Origin of the sequence: Leifsonia psychrotolerans (assembly GCF_013410665.1) — a bacterium.
GTDB lineage: Bacteria > Actinomycetota > Actinomycetes > Actinomycetales > Microbacteriaceae > Cryobacterium > Cryobacterium psychrotolerans_A.
This window is the reverse complement of record NZ_JACCFM010000001.1, coordinates 2,463,342-2,477,171: the sequence shown is the minus strand read 5'-3', so window position 1 is coordinate 2,477,171 and position 13,830 is coordinate 2,463,342. Positions and strand designations below refer to the sequence as shown.

Genomic DNA, 13,830 nt, shown 5'->3' with positions numbered 1-13,830 from the left:
TCAGCCGAAATACACTGCGTCAGCGACTCCCTTGATCGCAGCTCGAAGATTGCTCCCGGCCGTTCCGGACGCTTCCTCCTGGAAGTACCACCAGAATCCGCCCCCCACACTCGTTGGATACGCCAGCGCCGCGGAGTAGTACTGGGTGGCCAGAGCCGGCCGTGCAGCTCCAGCCGCTGCTTGAGTGGAACTGGCGTTCAGGTGCGTGAGCGACCAGAAATACCGAGACGTGTCGGTGTAGAAGTAGTCAAATTCGCCCAGCCCGATCGGTGTGCTTCCGAACATCGTCGCTAACGCTGTCATCGCCTGATCGAATCCGGTCCCGAGCGGGGCATCCTCGATGTACGTCGACAGCAGCACCACGTCAAGCTTGCTGGCGTAACCAGTAGCGATGAGGTTATTCGTGGCCCACGTGAATGTGGAGTTCAACGGATAGTTGCTCGTCGCAACTTGCCAGTAGAGCGTACCGACGGTGGATGCGGCGGTGTGAGCGTGCACGTAGTCTGCTGCCGCCGCTACTTTCGTGGCTATGTGCCCGGAGCCGTAGCTGTAAACACCGGTGGATGGATTGGTGTCGATCCACTCGCCGTTGATCTCATTGCCCACCTCCCACGCGTCGATATTCAGAGCGGCGTTCGAGTTGTTGGAGAAATGATCCACGTACAGCTTGAAACGTGCTTGATACTCGGCCGGCGTGCAGTGGGTGGGAGAGGAGACCGGGAGGCAGGCTCGTGCGGATGTCGAGTCGAACGGCATTCCCATCACGAGGAGCTTCTTTGCGTGTGCGTTCTTGACCGCGGCGTCGTAATCCGCCGGTGTGGTGCCAATATCGAAAACGATCCGTACCCAGCCATACTGCGGGTTGGCTGTGACACCCGTGGGGGTTGTCGCAGTCTGGGCATATCCCAGGATCGTGTTCGTATTACTTCTGGTGGCGTCATCGAAAGTCGTCCCGAGCCAGGGGCTGCCGAGTGAGTTCTCGTCTTTGTACTTGGCGAGCTGCTGTCCATAATCCTTGAGGAGAATGTCGTATGCACTATGGATATCGCCGAGCACCGTCCACCCGTACTTCCCCCGAGCGCTCTCAGTTGCAGCGGCCATCATCGTTGAATAGTCAGTTGTCAGCTGGGCCTGGGCAGAGGTGAATGCTGCACTCGCCACGAACGTGGGTGTTGCGGAGCTTCTCGTTGCGAGCGCAGTATCGAACCGCGTTTTCAGATCGCGAGCGGCTTGGTACGTGAAGTTCACCGTGGCGGAGGCGCCAAAGCCCGCACCGCCGTTGTCAAGAGTCACCTGCGAGTAGCCGCGGCTCGAGGATGTCGGCCAGGTGATCGCCACCGCTGCGGCACTCGCGCTGGGAAGCGCGAATGTCAGGTTGGTTGCGTTGATCGTGGGCGTGAGCGGAGCGTTGCCCGGGTTGAGATCCTCGAGAGTGGTCGGGTTCACGAGCGCCGTCACAACCTTGTTTGCATACCCGTTACTCAGATTGTCCGCTTTATTTCGTGCGAGGTCATATGCGGACTGTCCCGAAAGCGCCGCACCTGTCGCATCGTAGAAGCTCACGGTCAGGGCCCCGCCGAAGGCATGCGCGCTGGGAGCGCCCTCGAGGGCGCTGGCCGACACAACTCCCACGGCGAGTATCGCGGCTACCCATCGGGCAGATCTGGATACCGTGAGTCGTGTGTGACCCGGTGATTCGGTCCGAGGTTTCATGATGTTGAATTCCCTTCTCGTTGTTGTTCCTCTGCTGTTGTTCGCCACGAGATGATGAGTGCGCTGTGGGCGCCAACGATCGCCGAGGGCGAATCGATTTCGCTGTGGTGAATAGGCGGGAACACCTGCCGGGCGCCCGTGGCGGTCGCTGGAAGGTGAACGACGTCGGAGATGTCCGTACCGCTGTGGTTCGTGATGCAGAGAAGGCCCCCTGACGGGCCGGTGAGCAGCGAGGTAGTGACGTCGGGGTGGTCGATTCCTCGAGGCTCTCCCGTTCCGGAGATCTCCCGAATCACGCTGTAGATGAGCCAAGAGGAATCGTCTGGTGAGTGCGCATCCGGTGTCGCAGCGAGAAGAAGTTCGATGGGGTACGCGCACGTGATGGTGTGGCCTTCGCCTCGTTTGGCCATGGTGAGAGCGGGGCGGCCATCCTGATCAACAGCGAGGACAATCGCATCCGTGGCCTTGAAGAGGACGCCGCGAAGGTGAAGATCCGCGCTTCCTGCTGGAATCCGAATCTCAGTTCCGGCCGTCACCTTCCCAATTGACTGCACGAAAGTCAGGATCACCGTGTCGTGCACCGGAGCGCGGTCGACGATCGACACGCCAGAGAGAGCTTCAAGGTCCTGGACAGCGCTTTCCGCAGAGCAGGACAGATAAAGCGTGCCGCCCCCCTGCACGTATGTGTGCGCCTCACTCCAGAAGGTCGTGCGCACGTGCAGAAGCGAGTTGGTCGTCGTGGTCAGCGGTGCGGGGACGAGTGCCACGGGCAGCTCAGGCCACCGTGCGTCGAGTTGCTCTCGACAGAAGTCGATGGTCAGCCCGGCGCGGGCGCCCAAGACGAAGCTGTTCAGCCAGCCGCGCACGAGAGGCTTGACGTCGCGGTTCGGATACCAGGCCCGCTCGGCAGGCAGATACGGGCCCGCCGGCATGGAGCTCAACCCGTAGGATTCCTCGCCATAAGGGTGGACGTACTCGTGCGGCACCGGCACGAAGGCGTCAGTCATCGGGCCGTTGCTCGCGAAAGCGTCAAGATCAATCTCACCGAGTGTGCGTGCGAGGTCGCTCAGCGCACCGAGACGTGGCCGGGGCGTGCCGTCATGTTCCGTCACGCCGAACTGAGTCTCATGCGGCATCCGCACATAGGGCGCTCGGCTGTAGGCGGCGGGTTCGGCGTCGGTCCAGCACCAGGCATAGAAGCCAATCGCGCCTCTTCCGAAGCTGGACCAGCAGAGCAGCCGATCGTAGGCTGCTATCGCATCGGGGTCGAACTGATTGCTCGAAGCGCCGAATTCGTGCACCATGACTTTGCGCCCGGCACCGGCCGCCAGCGCCGTCTCGAAGGCGGCAGAATGAGTCATTCGTGTCGAGAGGAGACGGTCGGGGTAGAGCTCAGGCGAATAGATCGCGTAGGGGTGCACGCAGCTGAAGTCGAGGAGCGGGGCAATGACGTCGGCTCGGAATGGGCCGTGGTCGACCTCTTGCGAGGCCGTCCCGACTGTAATGAGATGCTCGGGATCTTCGGCACGGATGGCGGCGACGATTCGCGCCGTCCACGCGCGCGCCTGATCGTCCGAGGTGTCTTCGGCGAACAGCCAGAATGGGGGTTCGTCGGTGAGATCCCAGGCGACGAGGCTCGGTCGATCTCGCCAGCGCCGAGCGAGGACGCCCGCGTGCCGTTCTTGGAGAACCAGTAGTTCCTCGTCTGAGTGGGGATTGCGGCCTGATGCCCAGGGAAGATCCCAGTACGCGTCGCCCACCTCACCACCGACGAAGAGCGCGGGGTGAAGAGTCAGACCGTGGCGTTCGGCAGCGTCGAAGAGTGAGTCGATGACCTGGAGGTGGGCTTCGTCCATGCATCCCGGAGCGGGCTCGATGGCGGCCCAGATGAGGTCGATGCGCACCGTGTTCATTCCCGCAGCCGCCATCGCTCGGAATGACTGATCGAAGTCTGCCGCTCCGACCCGCCAGGGCCAGTCAGGACCGGACGGCGGCACGTAGTGTGCTCCGACGGGAACGTATGGGACGTTGCCTGCGCGTAAGTAGTGCGAGCCTTCGTGGTGCACGACAACGGAAGGTGCTGGCTTGTGGGCGTCGTTCATCTCTATTCCTCCACGGTGGTCTTGTTTCCGACACGAAACACGCCTGGTTCGCCACCGCGCCTGGTCGAGAGTATCCAGGCGAGCAGCTGGGCAGGAGCCGCAGCGACGGCCTCATCCAACAGCGGGGAGACGGATTCGATCTCGAGATGCCGGTAGCGGAGATGACTCTCGGTTCCGGTCGGGCGGCCCACGGTGAGAACCGACGCCCCCACGGCCAGGAGATCGCGAACGAGTCGCGTCTCCAATGGCGCTGTCGATTCTTCGGTGACGATGATCAGGGCGGCTAACTCCGGGCCCGCCATCTCGATCGGTCCATGACGGAATTCGGCGCTGTCAAGGGCGATGGCTGGGGCCTGTGCTGCTTCTTTCAGGACGAGGGCGCCCACCTCGGCCGTCGCGAGAGCGGTACCGCGCCCGAGCGTGACGAGGCGCGGGCGATCGTCGTACCATTCTCCGAGCAGTGCTGCTGTCCCTTCGGGGCTGAACAGAAGTCCGTCCAGGACGGAGGCAGCGCGGCCGGTGAGATGCACGGTAGAACAGAGCACATCCTCAAGCTCGAGGTCCTGAGTGATGGCGCCGGATACGGCATGCAGCATCACCATCGTTGCGGCGAACGATTTGGTCGCGGGCCCCTGCTCCCCGCCCGCGTTCATGTTCAGGTGAACGTGTGAGAGCAGCGAAAGCGGGTTCTCAATGCCGTTCGTGACGCTGACGAGGTTCAGATCGTTTCGACGGTGAAGTGTCTCGGCGAGGCGCACTACCTCGGCGCTCATCCCGGATTGGCTGACAATGATAACCGTTGCTCCAGCCTCGATGGCTTGGCTTTGGAAGTGCAACAGTTCGGCTGCGTGAACGCATGTGGTTCGGATGCCGACTCGTCCGAGCGTGCTGGCCATCGCCTGGAGGGCATCGAAGGAACTGCCCATCCCAGTGAGTACCAGTTGCGGTTTTCCTCCGGAAAGAGAAGAGCGATAGTAGTCCCGGATGGCTCCGAAGGCGGCCGCCTGCGAGCTGAGCAACGCTGCCGCAGCGCGCATGGCCGCCGGCTGGTCGGTGATCTCTCGTAAGAACAGATCGCGCTGAACTTCGGGTCGTGCTGTCGTGGGTTGAGTGTTCATAGTCAGTCCTTTACCGAGCCTGCGGTGAGGCCCTCGATGAATCGGCGTTGCAGGAAGATGAAGGCGAGGATCATCGGCAGCGCCGTGACGACAGCGCCCGCCATGGTCTCGGGCCAGTTGACCGTGTTCTTCCGTGAGAGGAGTGCCAGGCCAACCGGGAGCGTGCGGGATTCGTCAGACCCGGCGACGATGAGAGGCCACAAGAAGTCGTTCCACGCTGCAAGCCCGGTGAAGATTGTCAGTGTTGCGATGGCGGGCCAAGCAATAGGGAGCACGATTCGTCGCAGGATCGCAAATTCACCTGCCCCATCGAGCCGTGCTGCCTCGAGCATGCTGTCCGGGATCGACAGGAAGAACTGCCGCATCAGAAAGATCCCGAAAACCTGGACGGCAGATGGAGCGATGATTCCCGAAAGCGTGTCGGCACCCAGAGCAGGAAAGATGCCGTGCACCCAGACCATCATGCGATACAGCGGAATGAGATTGACTTGCATGGGGATCATCAACGTCATCAGCAGAAGCCCGAACGTGATCGACCGGCCCGGGAACGGAAGTTTCGCAAAGACATAGGCGGCGCACGAGTCGAAGATCACGTTGAGCACGACCACGACGACAGTCACGACGACGCTGTTCGTCAGATAGGTGCCAAACGGGATCAGCGTGAACACATCCCGATAGGCGTCGAACGTGATCGGATTCGGAATAAGACCCGAGCCGGGGCTGAAGACATCTTCCGGCCGCTTGAGTGAGGTACTCACGGCCCAGATGCCCGGAAGCAGCATCAATCCTGCCGTCACGAACAACGTCAGATAGACCAGCCACTGTCGGCGAGGCGAAGCCTTCCGTCGGGGCATGGTGGGGATGGTCTCGACGTGCGCGGACCGCTCAGTCGTGGTGGTCATGCTCGTCTGCCCAGCCGCAATTGTACGATCGAGGCGACACCGAGCACGAGAACCAAAACATACGCGGAGGCGGAGGCGTGGCCGAGGTCGAGTGCGCGGAATCTGTCGACGAGGTAGTACACGACGGTTGTGGTTGATCCGATCGGGCCTCCTTGGGTCATCACGAAGACCTGGTCGAAGACTTGGAATGCACCGATCACTCCGACGACGAAGACGAACAGAGTAGTGGGCCGTAACGCGGGCAGAGTCACGGCAAGAAAGCTCCTCCAGGCTCCGGCTCCGTCGATCTTGGCCGCTTCGTAGAGATCCGCTGGGACCGTTTGCAGTGCGGCGAGGAAGATCACGGTCTCGAATCCAAAACCTTGCCAGATGCTGGCCACGGCGACAGCGGGGAGTGCTGTGGCCGGATCTGATAACCAGTCGTGCCCGGGTAACCCGATCGTTGCGAGGGCGGCATTGAGGAGTCCTCGTTCGTTCAGCAGCATCTTCCAAAGGGTCGCCACGACGACAAGCGAAATAGTGACGGGGATGAAGTAGGCAGCCCGGAAGAACCCCCGACCGCGAATCTGACGATTGAGCAGGAGAGCCGACGCCAGCCCCAGCGCTGGGCCGACTGTCATCGTGATCAGCGCGAACAGGATGGTGTTCAGCCACGCAGTGCGAAAAAGCGGATCCATGAACAAATCCGTGTAGTTCGCGAACCCGACCCACTGCGGGTCCGTGATGCCGTTGTACTGGGTGAAACTGTAGACCAGCGAAAAGCCCATCGGAATGAAGAAGAAGATGGCAGTGGCGACAAGGGCGGGGCTGACCAGAAGGAGGGCCGGCCCGTATCTGCGCAGAGCGTCACGCCGCGTTTTCCGCGGACGCTCTGAAGGAGCCGTCGTGGTCGGCAGCGCCTTAGTGGCTGAGAGCAGCATCGACGGTTTTGGCAGCGTCGGAGAGCGCCTTTTCAGACGAGGATGTGCCCAACAGCACAGCGGTCGATGCGTCGGTGAGCGTGGAATCAATGCTCGACCAGTTCGCCACGTAAGGGAACGATGTCGCGGTCTTCATCGCATCCTGGAAGATGGTGAACGGAACCTGGCCACCGAAATAGGGGTCGGGCTCGCGGAGTGCCGGCTGGGCGAGTCCGGCGAGCGTGGCCGGCGCTGCTCCCGCGGCGGTGTAGACCAACTGTTGCTGTTCCGGAAGAAGAAGGAATTGGGCCAGTTCCCAGGCGCCCGATTTATTTTTGGCGTTTGCGGGTATCGCGAGCCCTGTCCCGCCGAGGTAGCTGCCTTGCGTCTTGGAGATCGGCGACGGGGCGACGGCCCATTTGCCCGACTGTGAGGCCGCACCGTCCTTGAGGATCCCCATCATGTAGGGCCCGTTCAAGAACATCCCGATTCTCTCGTCCTTGATTCCGGCTAGCCCGGAGGAGTCGCCCTCTGAATTGCCCCAGTAAATGGCCCCGCCTGACTTCAACAGGCGAGTCTGGTAGTTCATTGCCCCGATGCCCGCTGTCGAGTTGAATGCTGCCTTCGTGTTGTCCTCGCTGAGGATCGAACCCCCATTTTGAAGAAGGAGCTGATCGAAGTGGAAGGTGTCGGGCAGGAGTTGCAACGCATATTTGTCGGGTTTGCCATCGTTGTTGGTATCTTCGGCCATCGCCTGGCTGGCATCCACCATTTCATCCCACGTCGTCGGAACCGGGATTCCTTTCTGGTCGAGGATGTCCTTGCGGTAGTAGAGCGCATAGGCGTCAAAGTCGTACATTGCAGCGACAGTCTTGCCCTCGAACGTCATGGCCTGATTCGCTCCGGCGTTGTATTGACTGGCGAAATCCTCACCGTTGAGCTTTCCGCCGGAGAGCGGAGCGAGGTCAGACAGTACGCCGTTAGCGGCATAGCCGGGCACCCAGGTCATGTCGATGGTGGCCAGGTCGGGCGCATTGCCTGACGACACAGCGACCGAGAATTTGTCCTGCATGGTCTCGTAGTCGAAGGCCTGGTAGTTCACCTTCACGTCGGGATGAAGCGCGCTGAACTTTTTCAGTGCTTCTTTGAGTGGTGTGGATTGGCCGTAGTAGTCCCACACCGTCACCGACTGGTTCTCGCCGGACGGGGTGGATGCGGCACAGCCGGATAGCGCGGTGACGAGCGATGCGATCACAGCGGCTGCGGTGATCATCCGGCGTTTATCATTCGAATTCTTCAACTGCAAACTCCTTTGTTCGTGGTCGGTCGGGTGATCGATCTGAGGTTCAGTCGTCGGGGTTCGTCACGAGCGCAAGTCCCGCGCGTTGGCGTCGGATCTCGATGCGGTATCGCGCACGATCGCCCCGCACAACGCTGCGACAGTACTCGACGGGAATATCGTCCTTGGTGAAAGAAACCATCTCCAATAAGAGAACCGGAGCGCGACGGTCTTGCTCGAGCAATGCTGCCTCGTGCGTGCTCGGCAGCGAGGGCTCGAGTGTCTCCTGCCCGTGAGTGAGTTCGAGCCCATACACATCCGCGAGGATGTCGTACAGGGAGCCCTCGCCGATGCCGGTCTCCAAAAGCCCCGGTGCGAGGTGCGCCGGAATCTGGACCTCTTCCAACAGCAAAGGTTCACCGTCGATCAGGCGCACTCGTTCGATTCGATACACCGCGGATCCGGGTTCGATACCGAGATGGTCCGCGACGAGCGAGGACGCCTCGGAGAGTCGTGCGTCCACCAGCTTGTTCTGAAGATTCAGTCCGCGGGCTCGCATCTCGTCCGTAAAGCTGGTGAGTGCTGCCAGGTCACGCTCGAGTGGCCGAGTGCAGGCGAAGGTGCCCTTTCCGCGCATTCGGACGATGCGGCGTTCCCGGACGAGCTCATCCAACGCTCGCCGCACGGTGATGAGACTGCATTCAAACGTTTGGGCCAGGTCGCTCTCGGTCGGCATCCGGTCGCCCGGCGCCCACTCACCCTTATCGAGCGACGCGCTGAGGGCCGCATAGACCTGGTGGTGAAGCGGAACGAAACCACCGTGGGTTGGGGTGGCAATCAAAGCGCGCATGTTCTCGGGGGACGCCTTTGCAGCACCCGAATGCGCTGTGTTTACTTTCGCCGCTGTGTTTTCTTTCACGACTGCCTCACTTACTTATAATGTTATAGCGTTTGAATCTTATAATGAAGTATGGTGATGTGCATGAACCCTGTCAAGCGCACTCACGATTCCGTCCTCGCCGTCGACATCGGCGGCACCTGGACGCGTGCGGCTGCCGTCACGGAAGCCGGCGACATCGTGGCCTCCGCACGAGCGGCAACCGTCTCAACCGGGAGTATCGAGGAGGTCAGGAGTGTGTGGAGGTCCGTTCTCGCCGAGTGCGAGGAGGCCCTCGCAGGCATAGGCCACTCGGCCGCGTTCAAGGGGGTGGGCGTTGGTGTCACTGGTCCAGTAGACCGAGAAACAGGCGTGACCTTCGTGCCGCCGAACACCGGTAATGCCCTCGCCAACGTGGAACTCGGTGCCGAATTCACCACACTCACCGGGCTTCGCACGGTTGTTGAACGAGATACCAACGCCGCGGCTCTCGCCGAGCAGCGCTACGGCGCCGCACGGGGGTCGTCCTCTTTCGTGTATCTGACGATATCCACCGGTGTCGGGGGCGCGATAATCGACAACGATCGTCTGCTGCTTGGCCATAATGGCGCTGCCGGGGAACTCGGCCACGTGGTCGTCTCACCCAACGGGCCGATGTGCGGGTGCGGACGCCGTGGTTGCATCGAAGCCATCGCGTCGGGACCGGCGCTCGCGTCAGCGGCGCTTTCAGGTGCGGCCGACCCGAGTGCTACTGGGCTTGCGGCACTGATTTCCGAGAATGGTGGTCACCTCACCGGATTAGATGTTGATCGAGCCGCACACGGCGGGGACCCTCTCGCGATCGCCATTCTCGCACGAGCCAAAAGCGCGGTGAGTTCGTGGGCAACGGATGTGACCAACATCTTCAACCCGGAGCTCATTGTCATCGGCGGGAGCGTTGCGGCAGCGCATCCCGACTGGATCGTCGAGGCCGCCTCGGCCATCCAACAGAACGCCCTCATGCCTTCCGGCTCAACAGCGAAGGTTGTTGCTGCCTCGCTCGGCGACGACGGCGTGCTCCTGGGGGCGGCGCTTGCCGCGTGGTCACAGGTACGCGCTGAGAATTCGTGACACAGGCGCGGAATACACGCTCATCCCGGGTGAGTGGATGCCATTAACGCAGAAATGCCCAACCGGAGTTGGGCATTTCGTTGGCGGAGAATGGGGGATTCGAACCCCCGAGGGCTTTCACCCAACACGCTTTCCAAGCGTGCGCCATAGGCCACTAGGCGAATTCTCCAGTTGAACCTTCCCCGAAGGGAACGACCTCGAAGAATCCTACCTGTTTCTGACGGCCCGTGCGGACGCTCGGCCCGCACAGCGCTTTCGGATAACGGTCGGACGGAGCAGCGCGCCGGCTGCTTTCGAGCTCACGTGCTGTTTTCGTGCTCCGCGTTGGCCGTCGGATGCTCCAGGCGCGACACGCAAGCATGCCCTGATTTTGGAGCGAACGATTCGTCACCTAAACTGAGGAACGGCTCCTCGTGTGGTGTCATCCAGGCCAACTCCCCCAGGACGGAAACGTAGCAAGGGTAACCGGGCTCTGGCAGGTGCGCGAGGAGTCATTATTTTGCCCATCGGGGCCGTGAGCTTTGAACCAGCCCTGAGAAGTAGCTGGGTGTGCAGGCGCGCATGGCGGCGACGATAACGTAGACACGTGGCACGAAGCATCTACATTACGTCCGTCGAGGGACACAGCGGCAAATCAACCGTCGCCCTCGGGACCCTCGATACCCTCTCCCATCAAGTCAAGCGCGTCGGCGTCTTTCGCCCCATCGCCCGCTCGACGGCCGAACGCGATTACGTCGTCGATCTGCTGATCGGTCATGACAGCGTCGACCTCGCCTACGACGAGTGCATCGGCGTCACCTACGACGAGGTGCACGAAGACGCGGATGCCGCGCTGTCTCGGATCGTTGAACGCTACAAGGCCGTCGAAGCCCAGTGTGACGCGGTCGTCATCGTCGGCTCGGACTATACCGATGTCGGAAGCCCCACCGAACTGAGTTTCAACGCCCGCATCGCGGCCAACCTCGGCGCCCCCGTGTTGCTCGTTCTCGGCGGACGCTCCAGCCAGGTGTCGGGTGAACGCCTGGGTCAGGCCGATCCGCGCAGCCCCGCCCACATGCACGACATCGCCGAACTGGCCGTGCACGAACTCACTGCGGCGCACGCCACACTGCTCGCCGTGATTGCCAACCGAGCGGATGCGACCCAGCAGGATGCCGTGCGCGACGCGATCCTTGACGCGAAACCCGGTGTGCCCGTCTGGGTGATTCCGGAGGATCCCTATCTGATCGCTCCGAGCATGGAATCGATCATGAAGGCGACGCAGGGCACGCTCATCAAGGGCGACCCCGAGCTGCTGGCCCGTGAGGCGCTCGGCGTGGTCGTGGCCGGGATGAGCATGGTCAATGTGCTGCCGCGCCTCATCCAGGGTGCGGTTCTCGTCGTCGCCGGCGACCGCACCGAGGTGCTCCTGGCCGCCATGATGGCCCAGACATCCGGCACCTTCCCGTCGATTGCCGGCATCGTGCTGAACGGCGGCTTCGAGCTTCCCGAGCCGATCGAACGCCTGCTCGACGGTCTGCCGCAGACGCTGCCGATCATTCGCACGGGCCTCGGCACCTACGACACGATCGTGGCGATCACGCGCACGCGTGGAAAGCTCGCCGCGGATTCTCAACGCAAATACGACGCGGCGCTGGCACTTTTTGAGCAGCACGTCGACGCATCCGCGCTGCTGGCCCTGCTGCGGGTCAGCCGCACCGAGGTAGTCACGCCACTGATGTTTGAGTTCGGGCTGCTCGAACGCGCGCGTTCACACCGCAAGCGCATCGTGCTGCCCGAGGGCGGCGACGACCGCATCCTGCGTGCTGCGCACACGCTGCTTGCCCGCGAGGTCGCCGATCTGACGATTCTCGGCGAGACGTTTGAGGTGCGTTCGCGGGCCATCGAGCTCGGCCTCGACCTCTCGAAGGCGGAGGTGCTCTCGCCATACGACCCGGTTCTCGTGATGCGCTTCGCCGAGGAATATGCCCGACTGCGCGCTCACAAGGGCATCACGCTCGAGCAGGCGCGTGAGCAGGTGAGCGACGTGTCGTATTTCGGCACCATGATGGTGCACCTGGGCCTGGCCGACGGCATGGTCTCGGGCGCGGTGCACACGACGGCGCACACCATCCGCCCGTCGTTCGAAATCATCAAGACGAAGCCCGATGTGAAGGTCGTCTCGAGCGTGTTCCTGATGGCGCTCGAAGACCGCGTGCTCGTGTACGGGGACTGTGCCGTGATTCCCGACCCGGATGCCGAGCAGCTCGCCGACATCGCCATCAGCTCCACCGCAACGGCCGTGCAGTTCGGCATCGAACCGCGCGTGGCGATGCTGTCCTATTCGACCGGGGAATCCGGGTCGGGCGTCGACGTCGACAAGGTGCGCACGGCCACGGCGATCGTGCGCTCGCGGCGCCCCGATCTGCTGGTCGAAGGTCCGATTCAGTATGACGCGGCAACGGATATCATCGTCGCCGCATCGAAGATGCCGCTGTCCGAGGTGGCCGGTCGGGCAACAGTGTTCATCTTCCCCGACCTCAACACGGGCAACAACACATACAAGGCCGTGCAGCGTTCGGCCGGCGCCGTCGCGATCGGACCGGTGCTGCAGGGACTGCGCAAGCCCATCAACGATCTCTCGCGCGGAGCACTCGTGCAGGACATCGTCAACACCGTGGCGATCACCGCGATCCAGGCGCAGGAGGACTGAGCCGATGAGCACGGTCTTCGTGGTCAACTCCGGCTCGTCGTCGATCAAGTACCAGTTGATCGATCTGGACACCGAGAAGGCCCTCATGACGGGCCTGATCGAGCGCATCGGCGAGCCGGGTTCGTTCATCGCCGACCATGCCGAGGGAATGGCCGTCGTTCTGGCGAAGCTCGGCGACATCGATGACCTGCTCGCGGTCGGACACCGTGTCGTGCACGGTGGAAGCGACTTCGACGGACCGACGCTGATCACCGCCGAGGTGGAACGCGAGATCGACGCTCTGTCCCGTCTGGCCCCGCTACACAACCCGGCCAATCTGCTCGGCATCCGGGCGGCTCGTGCCGCACTACCGAATGTGCCGCACGTTGCCGTCTTCGACACCGCCTTTCACCAGACCATGCCACCCGAGTCTTACACCTACGCGATTCCGAAGGCGATCGCCCACGAGTACAAGGTGCGTCGCTACGGTTTCCATGGCACCTCGCACAAGTATGTCTCTGAGCAGGCGGCGATTGTGCTCGGCAAGCCGCTGACGTCGCTGCGTACGATTGTGCTGCACCTCGGCAACGGGGCATCCGCGACCGCCGTCGACGGTGGAAAGTCGATCGACACCTCGATGGGGATGACTCCGTTGCAGGGACTCGTGATGGGAACGCGGTCGGGCGACATTGACCCGGCGGTGCTCGTGCACCTGAATCGTGCGGCCGGCATGTCGATCACCGAACTCGATGTGATGCTCAACCGCGAGAGCGGGCTACTCGGGTTGACCGGCTCGGGTGACATGCGCGATGTACAGACTGCGGCGATCGCCGGAGACGAGGATGCCGAGCTGGCGCTGCAGGTGTGGCGACACCGCATCCGACACTACATCGGCGCTTACTACGCCCAACTCGGAGGGCTCGACGCGCTGGTCTTCACGGCAGGCGTGGGGGAGAACAACGGATTGCTGCGGCGCCGGGCCCTGGCCGGACTCGAGCACCTGGGCATCATGATCGACAACGATCGCAACGAGCTGGCGTCGAAGGCCGCTCGGGTGATCTCGCCGGTCGGCGCCCCGGTCACCGTGATGGTGATTCCCACGAACGAAGAGCTTGAGATCGCGCGCCAGGTGGCGTCGATCGTCTGACTCGTTTCGCCG

At 62.4% G+C, this 13,830-nt stretch carries 10 protein-coding genes, 1 tRNA gene and 1 other RNA gene; 4 read left to right on the top strand and 8 right to left on the bottom strand.

Going from position 1 to position 13,830, the window contains the following annotated elements:
• The 7 genes from HNR05_RS11330 to HNR05_RS11300 form a co-directional block, all read right to left on the bottom strand.
• Window positions 1–1,623, bottom strand: a complete 1,623-nt coding sequence (locus HNR05_RS11330; protein WP_218868878.1) for a hypothetical protein — start codon at window positions 1,621–1,623, stop codon at window positions 1–3.
• Window positions 1,624–1,709: 86 nt separating this feature from the next.
• The gene (locus HNR05_RS11325) at window positions 1,710–3,815 is read right to left on the bottom strand and encodes a glycoside hydrolase 5 family protein (protein WP_179579109.1); all 2,106 of its coding nucleotides are present in this window, start codon (window positions 3,813–3,815) and stop codon (window positions 1,710–1,712) included.
• A gap of 2 nt (window positions 3,816–3,817) precedes the next feature.
• Entirely contained in the window at window positions 3,818–4,933 is a 1,116-nt protein-coding gene (locus HNR05_RS11320; RefSeq protein ID WP_179579108.1) for an SIS domain-containing protein, read from the bottom strand.
• A gap of 2 nt (window positions 4,934–4,935) precedes the next feature.
• On the bottom strand, window positions 4,936–5,835 hold the full coding sequence (locus HNR05_RS11315; RefSeq protein WP_179579107.1) for a carbohydrate ABC transporter permease: 900 nt from the start codon (window positions 5,833–5,835) through the stop codon (window positions 4,936–4,938).
• Window positions 5,832–6,755: a carbohydrate ABC transporter permease gene (locus HNR05_RS11310; protein WP_179579106.1), complete on the bottom strand. Its 924-nt coding sequence runs from the start codon at window positions 6,753–6,755 to the stop codon at window positions 5,832–5,834. Before HNR05_RS11310 ends, HNR05_RS11315 begins: the two co-directional genes overlap by 4 nt.
• A complete protein-coding gene (locus HNR05_RS11305; protein WP_179579105.1) occupies window positions 6,736–8,034 on the bottom strand; it encodes an ABC transporter substrate-binding protein in 1,299 nt (432 codons plus the stop codon). Before HNR05_RS11305 ends, HNR05_RS11310 begins: the two co-directional genes overlap by 20 nt.
• Window positions 8,035–8,080: 46 nt before the next feature.
• Window positions 8,081–8,932 carry a UTRA domain-containing protein gene (locus tag HNR05_RS11300; RefSeq protein WP_179579104.1) on the bottom strand — a complete coding sequence of 284 codons (852 nt, stop codon included), beginning with the start codon at window positions 8,930–8,932 and terminating at the stop codon, window positions 8,081–8,083.
• 63 nt (window positions 8,933–8,995) lie between these two features.
• Between HNR05_RS11300 and HNR05_RS11295 the strand changes: the two genes are divergently transcribed.
• Complete coding sequence (locus HNR05_RS11295; RefSeq protein WP_179579103.1) at window positions 8,996–10,000, top strand: ROK family protein; 1,005 nt, start codon at window positions 8,996–8,998, stop codon at window positions 9,998–10,000.
• An 81-nt stretch (window positions 10,001–10,081) separates the two neighbouring features.
• On the opposite strand, the gene HNR05_RS11290 is transcribed toward HNR05_RS11295, so the two are convergent.
• Window positions 10,082–10,169 (bottom strand) — tRNA-Ser (locus HNR05_RS11290).
• A gap of 233 nt (window positions 10,170–10,402) precedes the next feature.
• On the opposite strand from HNR05_RS11290, the gene ffs reads away from it, so the two are divergent.
• The 3 genes from ffs to HNR05_RS11275 all read left to right on the top strand — a co-directional run bounded on the left by ffs (window position 10,403) and on the right by HNR05_RS11275 (window position 13,818).
• An RNA gene (ffs, locus tag HNR05_RS11285) (signal recognition particle sRNA small type) lies at window positions 10,403–10,499 on the top strand.
• Between the two features lie 87 nt (window positions 10,500–10,586).
• Window positions 10,587–12,692 carry a phosphate acetyltransferase gene (gene pta / locus HNR05_RS11280; protein ID WP_179579102.1) on the top strand — a complete coding sequence of 702 codons (2,106 nt, stop codon included), beginning with the start codon at window positions 10,587–10,589 and terminating at the stop codon, window positions 12,690–12,692.
• A 4-nt stretch (window positions 12,693–12,696) separates the two neighbouring features.
• Window positions 12,697–13,818 carry an acetate/propionate family kinase gene (locus HNR05_RS11275; protein WP_179579101.1) on the top strand — a complete coding sequence of 374 codons (1,122 nt, stop codon included), beginning with the start codon at window positions 12,697–12,699 and terminating at the stop codon, window positions 13,816–13,818.
• Window positions 13,819–13,830 lie beyond the last annotated feature (12 nt).

Excerpts from the sequence above, each read along its gene's own strand:
- HNR05_RS11325 (WP_179579109.1), bottom strand. The coding sequence starts at position 3,815 with ATGAACGACGCCCACAAGCCAGCACCTTCCGTTGTCGTGCACCACGAA.
- HNR05_RS11320 (WP_179579108.1), bottom strand. The coding sequence starts at position 4,933 with ATGAACACTCAACCCACGACAGCACGACCCGAAGTTCAGCGCGATCTG.
- HNR05_RS11315 (WP_179579107.1), bottom strand. The coding sequence starts at position 5,835 with ATGACCACCACGACTGAGCGGTCCGCGCACGTCGAGACCATCCCCACC.
- HNR05_RS11310 (WP_179579106.1), bottom strand. The coding sequence starts at position 6,755 with ATGCTGCTCTCAGCCACTAAGGCGCTGCCGACCACGACGGCTCCTTCA.
- HNR05_RS11295 (WP_179579103.1), top strand. The coding sequence starts at position 8,996 with ATGAACCCTGTCAAGCGCACTCACGATTCCGTCCTCGCCGTCGACATC.
- HNR05_RS11275 (WP_179579101.1), top strand. The coding sequence starts at position 12,697 with ATGAGCACGGTCTTCGTGGTCAACTCCGGCTCGTCGTCGATCAAGTAC.